Annotated in this window: 15 protein-coding genes; 4 read left to right on the top strand and 11 right to left on the bottom strand. The window is 66.2% G+C overall.

The features are described from left to right. Window positions 1–56 precede the first annotated feature (56 nt). The 7 genes from pgsA to AO716_RS11290 all read right to left on the bottom strand — a co-directional run bounded on the left by pgsA (window position 57) and on the right by AO716_RS11290 (window position 10,698). A complete protein-coding gene (gene pgsA / locus AO716_RS11320) occupies window positions 57–707 on the bottom strand; it encodes a phosphatidylinositol phosphate synthase (protein ID WP_055240938.1) in 651 nt (216 codons plus the stop codon). A gap of 3 nt (window positions 708–710) precedes the next feature. After that, complete coding sequence (locus AO716_RS11315; protein WP_055240937.1) at window positions 711–1,334, bottom strand: HIT family protein; 624 nt, start codon at window positions 1,332–1,334, stop codon at window positions 711–713. A gap of 18 nt (window positions 1,335–1,352) precedes the next feature. Beyond that, window positions 1,353–3,365 carry a threonine--tRNA ligase gene (thrS, locus tag AO716_RS11310; protein ID WP_055240936.1) on the bottom strand — a complete coding sequence of 671 codons (2,013 nt, stop codon included), beginning with the start codon at window positions 3,363–3,365 and terminating at the stop codon, window positions 1,353–1,355. 69 nt (window positions 3,366–3,434) lie between these two features. After that, window positions 3,435–6,926 (bottom strand): DNA polymerase III subunit alpha, encoded by a 3,492-nt coding sequence (locus AO716_RS11305; protein WP_082413508.1) that lies wholly within the window; start codon window positions 6,924–6,926, stop codon window positions 3,435–3,437. Between the two features lie 23 nt (window positions 6,927–6,949). Continuing rightward, window positions 6,950–7,261 carry a DUF6504 family protein gene (locus tag AO716_RS11300; protein WP_055240935.1) on the bottom strand — a complete coding sequence of 104 codons (312 nt, stop codon included), beginning with the start codon at window positions 7,259–7,261 and terminating at the stop codon, window positions 6,950–6,952. Window positions 7,262–7,453: 192 nt separating this feature from the next. After that, the gene (locus AO716_RS11295; RefSeq protein ID WP_055240934.1) at window positions 7,454–9,028 is read right to left on the bottom strand and encodes an MDR family MFS transporter; all 1,575 of its coding nucleotides are present in this window, start codon (window positions 9,026–9,028) and stop codon (window positions 7,454–7,456) included. Next, the gene (locus AO716_RS11290; RefSeq protein ID WP_235472068.1) at window positions 9,028–10,698 is read right to left on the bottom strand and encodes an MDR family MFS transporter; all 1,671 of its coding nucleotides are present in this window, start codon (window positions 10,696–10,698) and stop codon (window positions 9,028–9,030) included. Before AO716_RS11290 ends, AO716_RS11295 begins: the two co-directional genes overlap by 1 nt. 294 nt (window positions 10,699–10,992) lie before the next feature. On the opposite strand from AO716_RS11290, the gene AO716_RS11285 reads away from it, so the two are divergent. After that, window positions 10,993–12,021 (top strand): DUF2776 family protein, encoded by a 1,029-nt coding sequence (locus tag AO716_RS11285; RefSeq protein ID WP_200907616.1) that lies wholly within the window; start codon window positions 10,993–10,995, stop codon window positions 12,019–12,021. 23 nt (window positions 12,022–12,044) lie between these two features. On the opposite strand, the gene AO716_RS11280 is transcribed toward AO716_RS11285, so the two are convergent. Then, window positions 12,045–12,635: a DUF2087 domain-containing protein gene (locus tag AO716_RS11280; protein WP_055240932.1), complete on the bottom strand. Its 591-nt coding sequence runs from the start codon at window positions 12,633–12,635 to the stop codon at window positions 12,045–12,047. A 108-nt stretch (window positions 12,636–12,743) separates the two neighbouring features. On the opposite strand from AO716_RS11280, the gene AO716_RS11275 reads away from it, so the two are divergent. Continuing rightward, on the top strand, window positions 12,744–14,045 hold the full coding sequence (locus AO716_RS11275; protein ID WP_055240931.1) for a CoA transferase: 1,302 nt from the start codon (window positions 12,744–12,746) through the stop codon (window positions 14,043–14,045). 13 nt (window positions 14,046–14,058) lie between these two features. On the opposite strand, the gene AO716_RS11270 is transcribed toward AO716_RS11275, so the two are convergent. Next, complete coding sequence (locus AO716_RS11270; RefSeq protein WP_055240930.1) at window positions 14,059–14,400, bottom strand: chorismate mutase; 342 nt, start codon at window positions 14,398–14,400, stop codon at window positions 14,059–14,061. A 10-nt stretch (window positions 14,401–14,410) separates the two neighbouring features. After that, window positions 14,411–16,681: an MMPL family transporter gene (locus tag AO716_RS11265; RefSeq protein ID WP_082413507.1), complete on the bottom strand. Its 2,271-nt coding sequence runs from the start codon at window positions 16,679–16,681 to the stop codon at window positions 14,411–14,413. Window positions 16,682–16,884: 203 nt separating this feature from the next. Here AO716_RS11265 and AO716_RS11260 point away from each other — a divergent pair, with 203 nt between their 5' ends. Continuing rightward, window positions 16,885–17,397 carry a VOC family protein gene (locus tag AO716_RS11260; RefSeq protein WP_082413506.1) on the top strand — a complete coding sequence of 171 codons (513 nt, stop codon included), beginning with the start codon at window positions 16,885–16,887 and terminating at the stop codon, window positions 17,395–17,397. Window positions 17,398–17,429: 32 nt separating this feature from the next. On the opposite strand, the gene AO716_RS11255 is transcribed toward AO716_RS11260, so the two are convergent. Next, window positions 17,430–18,224, bottom strand: a complete 795-nt coding sequence (locus AO716_RS11255; protein ID WP_082413505.1) for an SOS response-associated peptidase — start codon at window positions 18,222–18,224, stop codon at window positions 17,430–17,432. Between the two features lie 125 nt (window positions 18,225–18,349). On the opposite strand from AO716_RS11255, the gene AO716_RS11250 reads away from it, so the two are divergent. Continuing rightward, entirely contained in the window at window positions 18,350–18,622 is a 273-nt protein-coding gene (locus AO716_RS11250; protein WP_055240928.1) for a mycoredoxin, read from the top strand. Window positions 18,623–18,656: the final 34 nt, after the last annotated feature.

The following is an 18,656-nucleotide window of genomic DNA, read 5'->3' as shown; positions in this document are numbered from 1 at the left end:
GGTAGTTCGGCTGGAAAGCTCATAGTAAGCCCACATACCGTTCCCCGAAGGATCTGCTACGTATCTTTACCCATATCCCGGTGCAGGTCCTCGTCGGGCACCTGAGCGGCAGCCTGCCTGCGGACCGTGGCCATGCGCTGGAAGATCGTGACGCAGCTGGCGAGGCACAGCGCCACCAGCACAACCAGCAGCACAACCTCCGGAATTCCAAGCCCCACTAGCCCGGTGGCGGTCAGCAGGAAGACGAGCCGTTCGGCGCGTTCCGCAAGCCCCACGTTGGCGTCGAACCCGAGTGACTCAGCCTTGGCCCGGATGTAGGAGACCAGCATGCCCAAGACCAGGCAGATGACTGCGGCGATGCCAACGGCGTCGTTCTCTCCCCCCGTGAAGAACCAGATGCCAACACCTGCGAACAGCGCGCCGTCGGCGAAACGGTCCAGTGTGGAGTCCAGGAAGGCCCCCCACTTGCCTTTGCGCTCCTGTTGGCGGGCCATGATCCCGTCAACGACGTCGGAGAACACAAAGAGCACGATGAAAATCGTGCCCCAGAAGAGCTCTCCCAGCGGATAGAAGACCAGGCCGCCGACCATCACGCCGAGGGTTCCGATAATGGTGACTGCATCCGGTGAGACCCGGTGCCGGATCAGCCAGGAGGCAAGGGGGGTAAACAGTGCGGTAAAGAAACCGCGGGCGTATTTGTTCAGCACGTTCTAAGCCTCGTCGTTTCCGGCGGCAGCGGACGCGCCGCCGGAAGAAGTTTCGTCAGCAGAGGCAGGCCAGGCGTCGGCAACCATTTGCCGTACTTCACCCAGGGTCTGCGTGATGGCCTTGGTATGGGCAATGATCGGCAGGAAGTTCCCGTCGCCGCTCCAGCGCGGCACAATGTGCTGGTGCAGGTGGGCGGCGATTCCGGCTCCGCCGGCCACACCCTGGTTCATACCCAGGTTGAAGCCCGCAGGAGCGGAGACCTTGCGCAGTACCCGCATTGCGGTCTGGGTCAGCGCGGCGATCTCTGCCGTCTCTTCCAGGTCAATGTCGGTGTAATCCGGGACGTGCCGGTACGGGCAGACCAGCAGGTGGCCTGCGTTGTACGGAAACAGGTTAAGGATCACGAAGGCATGCATGCCCCGGTGGACAATCAGCGCTTCTTCATCCGTGTGGGATGGAGCAGCACAGAACGGGCAGTTGTCCTTGGAGGAAACCTGGTCCTGCCCGCCCTTGATGTAAGCCAGCCGGTGGGGAGTCCAGAGCCGCTGGAAGGCATCGGGCACCCCGGCGAGTTCGAATTCGTCCGTGACATCGCCGTCGTGCGGATACTGATCCTGGCTTTCCATCTGGACTCCCCCGCGCCGCTACTTGTCCCGGTTCCGGACGGCTTCGACGATCCGCTTCACGGCTTCCTCGACCGGCACGCCGTTGTCCTGGCTGCCGTCACGGAAGCGGAAGGAGACCGCTCCTGCCTCTGCATCCTCGCCGCCGGCGATCAGGACGAAGGGGATCTTTTCCTTCGAGGCGGTGCGGATCTTCTTCGGGAAGCGGTCGGTTCCCGCGTCAACCTCGGCACGGATGCCCGCGGCCTTGAGCTTGTCGACGACGTCGTACATGTAATCGTTGAACGCCTCGGCGACGGGGATGCCCACTACCTGGACGGGAGCCAGCCAGGCAGGGAAAGCGCCGGCGTAATGCTCGGTCAGCACAGCCATGAAACGCTCAACCGAGCCGAAGAGGGCACGGTGGATCATGACCGGGCGCTGGCGGGTGCCGTCGGCAGCCTGGTATTCGAGTTCGAAACGCTCGGGCAGGTTGAAGTCCAGCTGGATCGTGGACATCTGCCAGGTGCGGCCAATGGCGTCACGTGCCTGCACGGAGATCTTCGGACCGTAGAACGCTGCTCCCCCGGGATCCGGAACGAGGTCCAGGCCGGATGCTTCGGCAACCTCGGCGAGGGTGCGGGTTGCTTCTTCCCACACCTCGTCGGAACCAACGTACTTTTCCGGATCCTTGGTGGAGAGTTCCAGGTAGAAGTCATCCAGGCCGTAGTCCTTGAGCAGGTCCAGCACGAAGTTCAGCGTGTTGGTCAGCTCGTCCTTCATCTGCTCGCGGGTGCAGTAGATGTGGGCGTCGTCCTGGGTCATGCCGCGCACGCGCGTCAGGCCGTGGATGACGCCGGACTTCTCGTAGCGGTAGACCGAACCGAATTCGAACAGCCGCAGCGGCAGTTCACGGTAGGACCGTCCGCGGGAGCGGAAGATCAGGTTGTGCATGGGGCAGTTCATCGGCTTCAGGTAGTAGTCCTGGCCGGGCTTGGTGACCTCGCCGGTCTCGGGATCAGTCACCTCATCCACGTGCATGGGAGGGAACATGCCGTCGCGGTACCAGTCCAGGTGGCCGGAAACCTCGTACAGGTGGCCCTTGGTGATGTGCGGTGTGTAGACGAACTCGTAGCCGGCTTCCGTGTGGCGCTGGCGGGAGTAGTCCTCCATGGCCTTGCGGATGATGCCGCCCTTGGGGTGGAACACCGGCAGGCCGGAGCCGAGCTCGTCCGGGAAGGAGAACAGGTCCAGTTCGGTGCCGAGCTTGCGGTGGTCGCGGCGCTCGGCCTCGGCCAGGCGCTCCTGGTACGCCTTGAGGGCGTCCTTGGTGGGCCAGGCGGTGCCGTAGATGCGCTGCAGCTGCTGGTTCGCCTGGTTGCCCAGCCAGTAGGCGGCAGCCGAACGGGTCAGTGCGAAGGCATTCGAGATCAGCTTTGTGTTCGGCAGGTGCGGGCCGCGGCACAGGTCGCACCAGATAACATCGCCGGACTTGCGGTCCACGTTGTCGTAGATGGTGATCTCGCCGGCGCCGACCTCGATGTTCGCGCCTTCACCTGCTTCGTCGGCCCCGTCCTTCTTGCCGAGCAGTTCGAGCTTGTACGGCTCATTTGCCATTGCCTCGCGGGCTTCTTCTTCGCTGACCACGCGGCGGGCAAACTTCTGGTTCGAGTTGACGATCTTCTGCATCATCTTCTCGAGGGTCTTCAGGTCCTCGGGTGTGAAGGGCTCAGCGACGTCGAAGTCGAAGTAGAAACCGTCCTTGATGTACGGGCCGATGCCCAGCTTGGCGTCCGGGCGCAGCTGCTGCACGGCCTGGGCCATCACGTGGGCGGTCGAGTGGCGGAGCACATTCAGGCCGTCTTCGGAATCGATGGTCACGGCTTCAATGCTCTGGCCGGGAGCCAGCGGGGTGTCGAGGTCCTTCAGGACTCCGTCAACCCGCATGACAACGACCTCGCGCCGCTCAAAAAAGAGCTGAGCACCGGTGGTGCCAGTATCCACCGTGGTCTCTTCGCCGTCGACGATGAGGGTGAACTGTTCCGGCACTGACACGTTGTCTCCTTGATTCGTTTGTACTGGCGCTTGAGCACGGGTTTGCCCATGCAGCTATGGTGCGCGCCCTTACGATGTTATCCGCTGTTCTTCAGCCCGACCAACCGGCCGCGCAGCCCGCGGGTGCTGCTTCTGTGAACCTTGTCCTGCACTCCGCGGCAGGGGTCGGGGCAGCGGCAGGGACGCAGTGTCCGTGAGGTCCCAGGCCTGGAGGGCCTGCAGGCTCATGCCCCGCGGGCCGGTACGCCGGGTGAGTCCGCGGATCAGCATCAGTTCGGTGCCGAAGAGCAGCGGGCCGGTTTTTTCCTGGGCTTCGGTGAAGAAGGTGCAGTCCACGCAGCCGGTTCCGTCGTCGAGGCTGATAAACACAACCCGGCGGCCGCCCCGCATTGGCGGAGTCTGTGTTGCTACCCGAATGCCGGCTACCAGCACTTCTGATCCGTTGCGTAGCTGCAGCAGTGATTCTGCTTTAGTGACGCCCAGGGTGGCGAGCAGCGGTTCATAGCTGTCCACCAGGTGTGCACTGACGTCGACGGCGAGCAGGTCCAGTTCGGTGCGGACCCGTTCGGGCAGCGTGGGTTCAGGCAGCTGGGGCACAAGGTTGGCCAGTTCCGTGTCTCCGAGCGGAAGTGCCAGCTGGCCCGGGATCGGATCGTATTTCCGGGTCCCGGTTTTGCCCGCGGCCTCAGCCAGGTGCTGCAGCAGATCGGCACGGCTGCCGCGGGAGCCGGTCTCCCTGGACAGTGAATCGAAGGCACCCAGCTGGGCCAGCCGCTGGAGCGAGGGCTTGGAGAGCCTGGCCCTGGCGCGCAGGTCAGCCAGGGAGTCAAAAGGCTGTCCGGCGGCGATGCGGCGGACTTCAGCCGCTGAGAGCCCGTAAATGCCGGCAAAGCTGAGCCGGATGCCCAGCCGCGGCGGTCGCGCCTCTTGGCCCGGACCTGCCGGAACAGCAGGGATCCGCTCCACCCGGTATTGCTCACCGCTGCGGTTGATGTCCAGCGGCAGGATGGGAATGCCCATCCTGCGGGCTTCGGCCACCAGCAGACGGCGGGGGTACATGCCGGGATCATGTTCGAAGATCCCGGCGAGGAACGCTTCGGGATGGTGTGCCTTCAGCCAGGCTGACTGGTAGGTGGGTACGGCGAAGGCAGCGCCGTGGGCCTTGCAGAAACCGAAGCTGCCGAAGGCTTTCAGCGTGCCCCAGACGTTGTCGATGGTCTGCGGGTCGTAGCCGCGCTTTTCCGCTGCCTGCCGGAAGAAGTCCTCTACTCCCTGTTCGGCAGCAGGGTTGCCCAGCAGCCGGCGCAGCTCATCGGCCTTTGCCAGCCCGCAGCCGGTGAACACGTCGAAGGTCCGCAGCACCTGCTCATGGAAGACCGTCACCCCGTGGGTCTCGGCCAGCACCGGGCGCAGCGATTCGTGCGGGTAGACCGCCGGGGCCCAGCCGTGGCGGTGTTCCAGGAAGGGCCGAACCATGTCCGATTTCATCGGCCCGGGCCGGAAGAGGGAAATATCGATGATCAGGTCGTTGAAGTCCCGCGGTGCCATCTTGCCCACCAGCTCGCGCTGCCCCGGTGACTCGATCTGGAAGCAGCCCAGCGTGTGGGTGCTGCGGATCAGCTCAAAGGTGGGTTCGTCATCCAGCGGGACGGCATCCAAGTCGATCCGCCCGTCTTCGGCTATCCACTCCGGGCGCGCTTCGGGTTCCTGGACGTGTCCGCCTGCCCGGGCGACGTCGTCGCCGCCGGAATGGACCCGGACCACCTCATTCAGGGCGAAAGCCATGGCGGACTGCATCCGCACGCCCAGCACGTCCAGCTTGAGCATGCCCATGGGATCCATGTCGTGCTTGTCGAACTGGGACATTGGCAGGCCCAGGCCGCTGGGCTGCACGGGCGTGCGGTCCAGCAGGGAGGTGTCCCCCAGGATTACCCCGCACGGATGCATCGAAATATGCCGGGGCAGCCGGTCCAGCCGTTCGGTGAGGTCCACCAGCAGGTCCAGCTGACGGTTCTGCTGCACGGCTTCGGCAACGCCGCGCAGTTCGGGTTTCTCGGCGAGCGCCTCACGGAAATGGCTCGCCGAGAAGCGCCACAGCGCCTTGGCCACGGCGCCGACCTCCTCATCGGGCAATCCCAGGGCCAGGCCGGCGTCGCGCACCGCTCCGCGCGCCCGGTAACCGTTCTGCATGCTCATGAGGGTGACCCGCTGGGCGCCGAAGCGTTCAAAGATGCGGTGGTACACGTTGTGCCGTTCGGCGCTTTCAACGTCAATGTCGATGTCCGGCAGCGTGGAGCGGTCCCGGGAGAGGAAGCGTTCAAAGATGAGGTCGTGTGCCAGTGGGTTCACGTGGCTGATGCCCAGCAGGTAGTTCACCAGCGAGGACGCCCCTGATCCACGTGCCGCCGCGCGCACTCCCATGTCCCGGATCATGGTGGAGACTTCCGCGACAGTGAGGAAGTAGGCAGCGAAGCCCAGCCGCTCGATAATCCCCAGCTCATGTTCCAGCCGGTTGCGCATTGCGGCTTCCGCTGCACCGCCCAGGTGCCCGAAGCGCCTGCCAATCCCGGCTTCGCAGCGTCCGCGCAGTTCCAGCACCGGTTCCGTGTCGATCCCTATGACCCCGGCTTCCGGGACCACTGGCTGCTTCCATCCCATGTCTGCGGCCGGGTCGATCCGGCAGGCATCGGCGAGCGCCTCGGTTCCGGCCAGCAGCTTTGCTGCCCCGGACCTCCCGTAGCCTGCTTCCCCGCTGATCTCTGCTGCAAGCGCGGCCATCTGCTTTCCCGGCTTCAGCCAGCCCTGCCCGTTGGGCTGCAGGTCCTGCAGCTGCGCCATGGACGTCAGGGCCCGGGCGGCGTCGAGCACGTCCGCGGTGGCGGCGCCGTCTTCATCCACGTAGCGCACCGCGTTGGTCAGTACGGCGGGAATGTTCATTTCGTCTGCCAGCCGGTACATCCGCACGGCATGGGCCAGGCTCAGGTTGGTGCCCGGGGCGCTGAGGTGCGTGACCACCTCCACGGCGAGCGCCGCACGCGGCATAACTCCCAGCCAGCGCCGGAACAGGGTACGGGCGACGGCGTAGCTGCGGCTGCGCATGGCGCGTCCGACGTCGGTGTGCGGGCCTACCAGCACACTCAGTACCGGCTCCCCGTCCCTGCCCGGCACCCGGGCGGCAAGCTGCTCCAGGGTGACGCCGGGCGGACGCCCTGCACGTCCCCGGGAGGGCGAGGTTCCCGCATGGGCATCTGAGATGAGCCGGCAGAGCGCGTGATAGCCCGCTCCCCCGTTATGCCCATGGGCAAGGATGACCGCGCGTCCGGTCACTTCCGCGTCTCTGCCTTCCCCGTCCAGGATTGCCAGGTCCACGCCGATAATCGGGTCTATGCCGGCGTCCATGCAGGCACGCAGGTGCTTGACCGTGCCGTACAGGCCGTCGCGGTCGGTGCAGGCGAGCGCATCGGCGCCGTCCGCTGCGGCGGCCTGGGCCAGCTCTTCGGGCCAGGAGGTGCCGTAGTGGGCGGAAAATGCCGTGGCGGCGTGGAGATGGGTAAAACTCATGGCACGGTACTCATGACACGGCACTAAGCGCTTTCCCGGAGGGCATCATGAATCCGGATCAGCCGCCAGGTGTTTGAGGCAGCCTGCCGGGAAATGTCCAGCGTGCGCAGCGGCGATCGCGGGCTCAGGCGGGCCTGGACCCGCCAGATCTCCGAATCCACCAGCCCGGGGCCGTGTCCGCGTTCTGCCCGGGGTTCTTCGTCCCACCAGCTGCGCCGTTCGTACCAGCGCACGGGATTAGCTGCGACCTTGTACGTCCTTCCCTGCCAGACAAGGCGCAGCGGTATGCCTGCGGGTGAGCACACCACCTCTACCGCTTCACTGAAAAGTCCCATGGCTGCCCCTCGCTGTGCCTGAAATTGGTATCCGGCCGGTGCCCGGAACCGATGCGTGCATCCTTTTCATGCATCCTTTTCATACATCGGTTCAGGCAAAACCTGATTCGAACATATATTCGAATCTCCAGTGTACGACTGCTCTCTGACAATCGGCACGGTGCCCCCTAGGAAGCCGGTGGGAGTTCTGGTTTACTCAGCCGCCGCCTCCACCCGGGACTGCGTCGAGAGCGGAACCTCGCGGATGAACAGGCACAGCACACCCCCTGCTGCCACCAGCGGGATGCTGAGCAGGAAGATTGGCGGCAGTGCCGTGCCAAAGGCCGCACCGATTTCCTGCTGCACCGGGCCGGGCAGGGCCTGCAGGACCGCCGGCGTGAGCGAATTGATGCCTTCCGCCGGCAGCGTCCCCGCGGTGCCGGCGGGGGCTTCGGCAAGCTGGTCGGTCAGGCGCTGGATGAAGATGGATCCGAAGGCAGCAATTCCGAAGGAAGCGCCGATCTGGCGGAAATAGTTCGCGGCGGAGATGGCGGTGCCCATGTTCTTGGGCGGCACGCTGTTCTGCACGATCAGCACCAGGTTCTGCAGCAGCGCGCCGATGCCCAGGCCCAGCACCGCCATCCCGATTGCCGTGAACCAGTACGGGGTCTCCTGGGAGATCCGGGAGAGCAGTACCAGTCCGGTAATGACCATGGCGCAGCCGGCAACGGGATAGACCTTGTACCGTCCGGTGCGGGCGATCAGCTGCCCTGTCCCTATGGAAGTCAGCAGCAGGCCGGCCATCATCGGCAGCATCATCAGACCCGATTCGGTGGCGCTGGCCCCGTTGACCATCTGCAGGAACGTGGGCAGGTAGGAAATGGTGGAGAACATCGCTATTCCGACGGCGATGCCCGCCAGCACCGGGATCAGGAAATTCCGCAGCCGGAACAGGCCCAGCGGCAGAATGGGTTCACTCGCGCGGCGTTCCGCCCAGACAAACGCCGCTCCGGCCAGGAGGGCAGCCGCGGACAGGCCGAGGATCTGCGGGCTTCCCCAGTCATAGGTGGTTCCTCCCCAGCTGGTCACCAGGATCAGGGCCGTTGAGGCAACGGCAAGCAGCCCGGCACCGGCATAGTCCAGCCGCGGCCGGGACGTGGCCACCTTGGGCAGGTGCAGGGAGGTAATGACGACGGCGAGCGCGGCAGCTCCGATGGGCACGTTGATGTAGAACACCCAGCGCCAGGACCACGAGTCAGTGATCCAGCCGCCCAGCAGCGGCCCGCCGACGGACGCCAGGCCGAAGGAAGCTCCGATCAGCCCCATGTAGCGTCCGCGTTCGCGCGGTGAGACCAGGTCACCGATGATCGCCTGCGCTCCGATCATCAGGCCGCCGCCGCCGATGCCCTGGATTGCCCGGAAGGCAATCAGCTGGCCCATACTCTGCGACAGGCCGGAGAGGACGGATCCGAGGAGGAAAACTGCAATGGCGAAGATGAAGATGTTCTTGCGGCCAAAGAGGTCTCCAAGCTTGCCGTAAATGGGCAGGCCGATGGTCGCGGCCAGGATGTAGGCGGTCACTACCCAGGACAGATGTTCCAGCCCGTTCAGGTCTCCCACGATGGTGGGCAGGGCCGTGGCGACGATGGTCTGGTCCAGCGCCGCCAGCAGGACGGAGAGGACCAGCCCGGTGAATACCAGCACCCGCCCGCGCCGCGCGCCGTCGTCCTGCGCGCTCGCTGCAGCGTCCGGGACTGCCGGGACTGCCGCATGTGCACCTGAGGCCATCAGCGCTGCGCCTCGCCTTCCAGCTGAACGTTGGCTGTCTTCGCCAGCGGTATCTCTCGAATAAAGAGCGTCAGCACGAAGGCCGCGCCCAGCGCCGGGATTCCGAGCAGGAAGATCGGGGGAAGCGCGGTGCCAAACGCGTCGGCAATGAAGTCTCGTGCCGGAGCCGGCAGCGCCTTGAGCTGGGACGGGCTAATGGAGTTCACCCCCTGGCTGGTCACCCCGCGCACGGCTTCAGGGGCATTGGCCACCTGGTCGTTGAGCCGGGAGATAAACACCGAGCCGTAGACCGCGATTCCAAGCGTTCCGCCTATTTGCCGGAAGTAGTTCGCCGAGGAGACCCCTGTGCCCATGTTTTGGGGCGGAACACTGTTCTGCACGATCAGCACGACGTTCTGCATCAGCGCCCCGATTCCCAGGCCGAGTACGAACATGCCCAGCGCCGTGAACAAGTACGGAGTTTCTGCGGAGATGCGCGAGAGCAGCAGCAGCCCCAGGATCATCACCAGCGACCCCAGGATCGGATAGATCTTGTACCTGCCGGTGCGGGAAATGAGCTGTCCGGTTCCGATGGAGCTGAGCAGCAGCCCTGCGGTCATGGGCAGCATCATCAGCCCCGAGTCGGTGGCGCTGGCACCGTTGACCATCTGCAGGAAAGTCGGCAGGTAGGAAATGCTGCCGAACATCGCCAGCCCGACGGCGAGCCCCACCAGTGAGCAGACAACAAAGTTGCGGATCCTGAACAGCCGCAGCGGAAGGATTGGTTCCGGTGCCCGCAGCTCCACGGGAATGAACACCGCGATGGCCACCAGGGCTGCCGCACCAAGCCCAAGGATGGTCGGGGACGTCCAGGCATACGTGGTTCCGCCCCAGCTGGTGATGCCCACCAGTGCTGCGCTCGCAAACGCAAGCAGGATGGCGCCGGGATAGTCCAGTTTGATTCCGGCAGCGCTGCGCTTGGGCAGGTGCAGGGAGGTGATGATCAGTGCCAGGGCAATCGCCCCGAGCGGCAGGTTGATGTAGAACACCCAGCGCCAGGACCAGTATTCAGTCAGGTAGCCGCCCAGCAGGGGTCCGCTGACGGAAGCAACTCCGAAGGCTGCGCCGATCAGCCCCATGTACTTGCCGCGGTCGCGTGCCGAAACGATGTCCCCGATGATCGCCTGCGCGCCGATGATCAGCCCGCCGCCGCCAACGCCCTGCAGCGCCCGGTAGGCAATCAGCTCGCCCATACTGTGGGCCTGGCCCGATAGCGCTGATCCCAGCAGGAAGACCGCAATCGCAAAGATGAAGATGTTCTTGCGTCCCAGCAGGTCACCGAGCTTGCCGTAAATAGGCAGCCCGATGGTGGACGTCAGCAGGTAGGCGGTAATAACCCAGGACAGGTGCTCGAGTCCGCGCAGGTCGCCCACGATCGTGGGCAGTGCAGTGGAGACGATTGTCTGGTCCAACGCTGAGATCAGCACTGCCATGATCAGTCCGCTGAAGACCAGCGCCAGCTGGCGGCGGCTATGCGGTGCCGGGGCTCCCGGCCCGTGCCCGGGCGGCGGTGCCGGGGATGCGGGCGCGGGTACCGTCTGGGAGGTCGACGCCGGTGACCCCAGGTCTGTGGCGGTCCGGGCCACCGGATGGATGGCTTCGGCTCCGTGGGCAGTGAATCGAGCGGCCAATGACGCCTCCTAGGGAAGTCATCCATGGATGGTCTGGAACCAAAACCCACTACCCATTCGACGCCCGCCGTCCGGCCAAGTCAACGGTCCGCAGCGGCCGATGGGAGCGGCCGCACCGGGAAGGGCAGGCGCCGCGGCGGCGGGTGTGAAGTTCCGTTGCCGGGATCTGCGCCCCGCCATGTGGGCATTGTTCCGCGGGTGGGCCGGGCGCAGACTTGCACTAAACCGCGGACCGGCCAGAGCGCCGGCGCACAGGATCCCTGAGTCCTTCCGGAGCACACCATGAACTGGACGATGAGCGTCATCTTTCGCGCCATACCCCTCCTGATGGGAGCGCTCTGCCTGTCCTACGGGCTGTACATCCTTGCCGGGCCCGGCGATCCCGGTCATTTTGTTGCCGGACACGTCAACGTGGGACTGACCGCCATCTGTTATGCGCTGTTCACTACGGCGGCCACCATCATCCGGCAGCTCATCGGCCGCTACGGGCGCGGCTGGAGTATCGCCCTGCCGCTCACCGGCTACGTGGCTGCTGCCGCAGCCGTCGTCTGGGGCATCATCCTGGCCAATCGGGGCAACACCCCGCAGAACCTCACCGCAGGCTTCGTGGTCATCGGCGTCGGCCTGGTCGCAGCGTGCGTAAGCACGGTGGCGGCCGCGTCCACGAAATTCACGCTGATCCAGTCGGCACAGCTTCTCGAGCCTTTGGGCGGCCCTCCGGAAGGTGCGCATTCCCGGGCTGCCGGCGCCGTGCTGATCGCAGTACCGGCTGCGGCCGCGGTCACCGGTTTCTCCCTCGCAACCGGCCTGCTGCTGCGCGGAGACGCTCCCGGGTTCGTAGCCGGTCACGTCCTGCTCGGCCTCTCAGCGATCTGCACGTCGCTCATCGCCCTGGTGGCCAGCATTGTGCGCCAGGTACGCAACGTCTTCAGCGACGGTGAGCGTTTCGCCTGGGCCTGGCTCGTCGCTGCCGCGGGCACAGCCAACCTCTTGCTCGGGATCTTCGTACTGTTCAGCTCGGACGAGTCCTACCGGCTGGCCCCGGGATGCGTGCTGCTCGGCCTGGGGCTGATCTGCTTCAGCATCCTGTCAAAAGTGCTGCTGCTCGCGCTCGTCTGGCGCCGCACGTTTGCCCTGGCCAACCGCATCCCGCTCATGCCCATCGGAACGGCTCTCACCTGCTTGTTCTTCGCCGCTTTCCTCTTTGAAGCCGCAGGCACAGATCCGGCGTTCTTTGTCGGAGCGCACGTACTGGTTGGACTCGGAGCTGTCTGCTTTACGCTCTTCTCAATCGTGTCCATCCTCGAAGAGGGAACGTCGTAGCGCCGGCACGGGAAAACTGCTCCTCAGCCGGCAAACTCCATGCCGGGGGCCGGGCGCGGCCTGCTGAGCCAGTAGCTGGAACCGTCCGGGCTGCGCTGCACGATTCCTTCATCCACCATCGCCCGCCGGAACATCGCCGGGTCCTGGGTGAAGGAAGCCAGCCGGACGGTGACCTCGGCTTCCGTCAACCGGGCAGGACTGGCGGCGGGATCCCCGGCACCGGCGTCCAGTACCCCGTGCCGGGAAAAGACCTCACCGGCCAGATAGTGCAGGACTTCAAGGCGGTCGGCCCGTTTGGATGGAAGGCTGCCGGAGCTCCCGGGACCCAGGTGCCGCAGCGGGGACTCATCCCGGGGTGCCCGGTCTGCGGCGAGCAGGCGGGAAAAGACCTCCGGAACCGGGTGCAGACCGTCCTCCCCTTCCCGGACCAGGCCGGCCTTGAGGAGCGCGGCCAGGGATTTGCTTCCGGCACGGTCCAGTTCCCGGACGGAGAGCGGTTCGCCCTGCCCGGCAGCGGCAATAACCCGTCCATACACCTCCAGCCTGCGGGAATCTGCGAGCGCGGCGGCCACCGCTTTCCAGTTGGGGCTGCCTGCCGTGCCGGGGGTGTTCAACGATCGTGCCTTTCATGCCTGGTTTTTCTGCGGCCTTGGCCCTGTCCGGGCTCCGTTCCGTGACGTAGCCTACTGCAACAGGAATCCGGACCCGAGGGGAGCTGCCGCATGGAGTCGTGCTACCCCGTGCGCTCCTTCGCGGCCGCTTCCATTGCTGCTGCGGGCAGCGCGGTTGCGGAACTTGCGTCCCGGCTCTCCGGAGCCCCGGTGCAGGCTGAAGCCGATCCGGATCTTGCCCGTGCCTGGTTTGGCGGCTCCTTCCGGCCTGCCGGCTGGGAGATTCCGCCGCCCTGGGACCCGCTTTCCCGGGACTACCCGTGTACTGACGGCTGGATACGCCTGCATACCAACGCCCCGCACCACCGCCGGGCTGCGCTCGCCGTTCTGGGCCTGCCCGCAGATACCGGCCCTGAGACAGCGGCCGTGGCAGTCAGGGCGTGGAAAGGCGGGGAGCTGGAAGAAGCTGTGGTGGACGCCGGCGGCTGTGCGGCGCAGCTGCGGACAGCGGAACAATGGCAGCTGCACCCGCAGGGACAGGCCGTCCGGGCCGAACCCCTGATTGGCTGGTCCCGGCGCGCGGCCCGGCTCCCCGCGGAAACCTCCGGGACCCCTGAACGGCCGCTGGACGGCGTCCGGGTACTGGACCTCACCCGCGTCATCGCCGGCCCGGTGGCTACCCGTTTCCTTGCCGGGTTTGGAGCAAGGGTCCTCCGCATTGATCCGCCGGGCTGGCAGGAACCGGCGCTGGAAGCTGAAATGACGGTGGGCAAGAGCTGCACCCGTCTGGACCTGCGCACGCCCGACGGCACGGCGAAGGTACGCGAACTGGTCTCCACGGCAGACCTGGTGGTACACGGCTACCGTCCCGGCGCCCTTGCCGGACTGGGACTGGACGAACACCGTCTCCAGCAGCTGCGCCCCGGCGTCGTGACTGTGGCGCTCAATGCCTGGGGATGGACCGGGCCTTGGCGCGGCCGCCGCGGGTTTGATTCGCTGGTACAGACAGCGTCGGGAATTGCCGACGCCGGTATGGCGTGGGCTGCAGCGGATGCACCGCTGCCGCTGCCTGTCCAGGCGCTGGACCACGCCACCGGATACCTGGCCGCTGCGGCCGCCGTCCGGGCCTGGACCCGCCGGCTGGACGGTGAGGTCAATGCCGCGCGGCTTTCCCTGGCCCGGACCGCGGTGGAACTGCAGCGGGCCGCGGACGCCCGCGGGCCGGTGCCTCCGCGCTGGGAGTCACCGCCCGATCCGGCGCCGCCTTCCCTGCCCCGGACTGCGGAACAGACCTGGTGGGGGCCGGGCGAGCGGCTGGTGCCTCCGCTGGGCTTTCGCTCTGACGGACCGGTTCCTTCGATGGTGTGGGACCGGCCCGCGGCACCGCTGGGATCAGCTCCCGCAGCCTGGTAGCTGGTGAGCCGGGCTAACTGCGGCTGAAAGCGTCCAGCCGTGCCTGCACTTCGTCCTCGTGCCGGGTGCGCAGTTCATAGTCGATGAACGCGTCGATCATGGCCCGGTAGGTTTTTTCCACCACTGTGGAGTCCTGCTCCTGAGCCTTGGCGGCGTCCCGCACGTGGTTGATGACTTCCTCAACCCGGTCCCGGGCGCGGACCTGGGCGTCGTCGTCCTTCAGTCCACCCGCCAGCCGGACCAGGCGTTCGCGGCGCCAGATCAGCGCAACTATTTCTTCGTCTATCTCGTCAATGGCCGTGCGTACGGCCCCAAGCTGTTCGGTGGTCGGGTCTGTTTCCACTGTTTCTCCCATGGGTTCCAGTTTACCGGGACCGTGCTTCGGACTTTTCCGGCTGGGCGGCCCGGCCCAGTTTCGAGGGCCACCAGATCCGCGGGCCAATGTCATAGGACAGCGCCGGAACCAGCAGCGAGCGCACCACCAGGGTGTCCAGCAGCACGCCAAAAGCCACGATGAACGCCAGCTGGGCCAGGAACAGCACGGGGATTACCCCCAGCGCCGCGAAGGTCGCAGCGAGCACGATTCCGGCGGAGGTGATCACGCCGCCGGTGATCATCAGTCCCCGGACGATCCCGTCCCGTGTGCCCAGGACAAGGCTCTCCTCCCGCACACGGGTCATCAGGAAGATGTTGTAGTCCACGCCCAGCGCCACCAGGAAGATGAACCCGTACAGCGGCACCGCCGGATCCGCCCCCGGGAAGTCCAGCACGTAGTTGAACAGCAGCGCGGAGATGCCCAGCGTCGCACCGAAGGACAGCATGACGGTCAGGATCAGCAGGAACGGCGCCAGCACCGCCCGCAGCAGGAGCATCAGCAGGATGAAGATCACCACCAGCACCACCGGGATGATCAGGTTGCGGTCGTGCTCCGCGGCGTCGTTGGTGTCTACCGTCGTGGCCGTTGTGCCGCCCACCAGGACCTCCGGCTTATCCGCCAGTTTCTCCCGTAGTTCGCGGACCGTGTCCTCCGCTGCCGACGAGTCTGCGTTCTCCGTCAGGGTGGCCTGCAGCAGCACCTGACCGTCCACGGTCTTGGGGGAAGCGTTCTCCGAACCGGGGATCGGGGGAACCTGCACTCCGGCGTCGGTGACGGGCAGGGAACCTGCCGGGGTGCCCTGCGCCACCACGGTGACGTCGGAGAACCCGCTGGTACCCAGCACCGTGTCCGCGACGGACTGCAGCTCCGTTTCAGGGGCCACGATCAGCACCGGGCTGCCGGACCCGGAGGGGAAATGCTCGCCCAGGGCCGCCTGGCCTTCCTTGGCTTCGGTCTGGCCCAGCACAAAATCACTCTGCGGCACGCCGGAAGCACGGAAGTCCACCACGGCCACCGCGGCGGCGGCCAGCACGACGGCGCAGATCAGCCAGGTGCGCCGGGAGTGGTTCCGCACGGTGCGGGCCACCGCGGGCCAAAAACCCCGCGCCTGGTGGTCGCGGTCCGGGTGCGGGGAGCCGAACGCCGGGCGGCGGGGCCAGAACGCGGCACGGCCAAAGACGAAGAGCAGCGACGGCAGCAGCGTCATGGCGGCCAGATAGGAACAGACAATCCCCAGGGAGGCCACCGGTGCAAGGGCCTTGTTTGAGTTCAGGTCACTGAGCAGCAGGCACAGCAGCCCCGCCACCACGGTGCCGGCGGAGGCGGTCACGGGTTCCAGCGTGCCCCGCAGCGCAGCCCGCGTTGCCCCCCAGCGGTCCGCATGGTCCCGCAGCGCTTCGCGGTAACGGGAGACATAGAGCAGGGAGTAGTCCGTGGCTGCGCCGATGCCGAGGATGAAAAGGATCCCCTGCACCTGCCCGTTCAGCGTTACTGCACCGGCTTTGGCCAGCCAGTACACGGCCAGGATCGCGGCGGAGAGCGCCAGGATGGAGGTGAGCAGCACCAGGATGGGCAGCAGCGGAGAGCGGTAGACAATCACCAGGATCACCAGCACGGCGATCACGGCAACGATCAGCAGGGCCCCGTCAATGCCGCCGAACGCCTGGGAGATATCCGCCAGCTGTCCGGCCGGTCCGGTCACATACGCGCTGAGCCCGTCCGGCAGTCCGTCCTTGGCCACGGTGCTGAGGTTCTCCACGTTGTCGGCAGCGGCGTCGTCATCCGTCACCGGCACAAAGATCTCCGCAGCCTTTCCGTCTTCTGAGAACTGGGCCGGGGACACGCCGCCGCTGACCCCCGGGGCGTCCGCGAAGGCCTTCTCCCGGTCCTGGATGAAGGTGCGGTCCGCGTCCGTCAGCCCGGCGTCGTTGACGTAAAGCACGACCGCGGGAATCGACTCGCTGTCCGTGAACTCGGACTGGAGTTCACTGACCTTCGTGGACGCGGAGCTGGCCGGGAGGTAGGAGGCCTGGTCATTCTGCTGCACTTCGCTGATCTTGCCGAAGTACGGTCCGCCGACCCCGCCCAGGCCGAACCAAACGACGATCAGCAGCACCGGGATCACGATCCGCAGCCAGGCCGGCGGCCCTGCATTGCGCCCGGTTTCCCGCGGCGGTCCGCTTCCGTCCGGAGGAGCAGGGGTTGCGCTGGCCGCGGAGGGCCTCGAAGGACCGGAGTCCGGGGGGATTGCTGTGCTCATGGGCCTCGTCGCATTCTCGCGAGAGCGCGGGCTGACCCTGACCGGCCTTCACCCCGCCCGTGGACGTGCACTGCCGCCTTCCATGAGAGCCCTCCGCGGCAGGCCGCGTCAACGGCGTTCGGGAAAGACCGGTCCGGCACGGCGCGAAAATCCTGTAGGTTCACGTTCTGGGTTTGCCGGGTGTTCGGTGGCAAGATTCATTTATGCAGCCCCAGTTGAGCGTCGTCACCCTAGGCGTGCGCGATGTCGAAGTGTCCCATGCCTTCTACCGCCGGCTGGGCTGGGAGCCGCTGCAGTATGTGCCCGGCGAAGTCGTGTTTTTCCAGGTAGGCCACGGCCTGCTGCTCTCGTTCTTCCGCAATGACCACCTCGCTGCCGAGTCCGGCGCCACCGGTGCAGCCAGCCTGGCCCCGTTTACCCTCGCCCACAACGTCGCCACCCCGCCGGAGGTCGATGCGATCCTCCACGACGCAGCTGCCGCCGGCGGTTCCATCGCCGCGCCGGGGATGCAGATGAGCTGGGGCGGATACTCCGGCTACTTCACCGATCCCGACGGGTTCCGCTGGGAGGTCTGCCATAATCCGGGCCTGCACGTGGCGGAAGACGGGACCGTGACCCTGGAGGTGCTGGATCCGGGAAACCCCGGCGGCGCTGCACCGGCCCCCGCCGCAGAAGAATCCCCGGCTCCGCTTGAGCAGCAGCCTGCAGGTTCCTAGGCAAATATTCCCTTTAGGCGAAACCGCACGGGTCAGAACAGCGCCGGCACTACCCCCGGCGCGGCTGTGCCGCCCGGCCCGGTTTCCGGGTCCAGCAGCCAGGGACCGTCGCAGCGGACATTGCCGACGGCTGGATTCGCCGGTTCAACCCTGAGTCCTTCAGCGGTTTTCCAGGCATTCCCGAGCACCCTGCCCAAAAGCGCCAGTGCCTCTGTGGCCCCCAGGTTCCCCGGTGCTAGCCACTGCTCCAGATCCGGTCCCGCCAGGGGAAGCGGCATCCGGTGGTGCAGCTCCGCCAGCGGGCGCAGTGCCGGCTCACTGGTCTCCGGATCCGGGGCGGCAAGCGTAATGACGGAGGCGGAGAGCAGCCAGCGGCCCGGCTCACCCGCCTGCACAGCCGGGTCCGCCCACCACTCGTAAAGTCCGGCAAACCAGCTGAGCTTTTTATCTGAGCGACTCACGAAGTACGGTTCGCGGGTATTTCCGGGACCGGTTTTCCATTCGTAGTACCCGTCCATGGGAACGGCGCAGCGACGGGCCAGGACGGCCTCACGGAACGTGGGCTTCTCCAGGAGTGTCTCGCTGCGGGCATTAAAGGCACGCACGCCGGACGCAATGTCCCTGGCCCAGGAAGGGACCAGTCCCCACCTGGCCACATGCACCTGCCGGACCGGTTTGCCGTCAATCAGCCGTTCCAGGGCCACCGGTACATCCGCGGTGGGAGCTATGTTCCAGGACTGCCTGAGTTCCAGGTTCGCGTCCGCCTCCGCCTCCGCTTCGGCCACCAGGTCTCCTACTGCCCGCGCCATAACGTATCTGCCGCACATGCCATCAGTCTGCCTGACCAGTTGCCGGAGCGGTGAATCTCCGGACGGGCCCGGGGAATGAAACCGGCCCGGGACGGTGTTCTCCTGACAGCAGAAGCCCAAGCAACCCATGTGAAGGAACTCCCATGACCGCCACTGCCGAATCGTTTACTCCCGATGCCGGGACCATCACCATGTTCTCCACAAGCTGGTGCGGCTACTGCCGCCGGCTGAAGTCCCAGCTGGATTCTGCCGGAATCGGCTACACCGAGGTGAACATAGAGAACACTGAGGGCACCGCCGAGCTGGTGGAGTCCCTCAACGGCGGCAACCAGACCGTGCCCACCGTGATCTTCCCGGACGGTTCCACCGCCACCAATCCCTCGGCAGCCGAGGTGAAGGCCCGCCTGGGCCTCTGACCGGGAGTCCTGCGGGGCAGCGGCCGGCAGCGCA

The sequence above is a fragment of the Arthrobacter sp. Edens01 genome, assembly GCF_001307035.1.
GTDB lineage: Bacteria > Actinomycetota > Actinomycetes > Actinomycetales > Micrococcaceae > Arthrobacter_B.
The sequence above is the reverse complement of the archived record's forward strand: the minus strand, read 5'-3'. Positions and strand labels throughout refer to the sequence as shown.

Excerpts from the sequence above, each read along its gene's own strand:
- AO716_RS11255 (WP_082413505.1), bottom strand. The coding sequence starts at position 18,224 with ATGTGCGGCAGATACGTTATGGCGCGGGCAGTAGGAGACCTGGTGGCC.
- AO716_RS11270 (WP_055240930.1), bottom strand. The coding sequence starts at position 14,400 with ATGGGAGAAACAGTGGAAACAGACCCGACCACCGAACAGCTTGGGGCC.
- AO716_RS11305 (WP_082413508.1), bottom strand. The coding sequence starts at position 6,926 with ATGAGTTTTACCCATCTCCACGCCGCCACGGCATTTTCCGCCCACTAC.
- AO716_RS11285 (WP_200907616.1), top strand. The coding sequence starts at position 10,993 with ATGAGCGTCATCTTTCGCGCCATACCCCTCCTGATGGGAGCGCTCTGC.
- AO716_RS11250 (WP_055240928.1), top strand. The coding sequence starts at position 18,350 with ATGACCGCCACTGCCGAATCGTTTACTCCCGATGCCGGGACCATCACC.
- AO716_RS11300 (WP_055240935.1), bottom strand. The coding sequence starts at position 7,261 with ATGGGACTTTTCAGTGAAGCGGTAGAGGTGGTGTGCTCACCCGCAGGC.
- AO716_RS11260 (WP_082413506.1), top strand. The coding sequence starts at position 16,885 with ATGCAGCCCCAGTTGAGCGTCGTCACCCTAGGCGTGCGCGATGTCGAA.
- AO716_RS11275 (WP_055240931.1), top strand. The coding sequence starts at position 12,744 with ATGGAGTCGTGCTACCCCGTGCGCTCCTTCGCGGCCGCTTCCATTGCT.
- AO716_RS11315 (WP_055240937.1), bottom strand. The coding sequence starts at position 1,334 with ATGGAAAGCCAGGATCAGTATCCGCACGACGGCGATGTCACGGACGAA.
- AO716_RS11265 (WP_082413507.1), bottom strand. The coding sequence starts at position 16,681 with ATGAGCACAGCAATCCCCCCGGACTCCGGTCCTTCGAGGCCCTCCGCG.
- AO716_RS11295 (WP_055240934.1), bottom strand. The coding sequence starts at position 9,028 with ATGGCCTCAGGTGCACATGCGGCAGTCCCGGCAGTCCCGGACGCTGCA.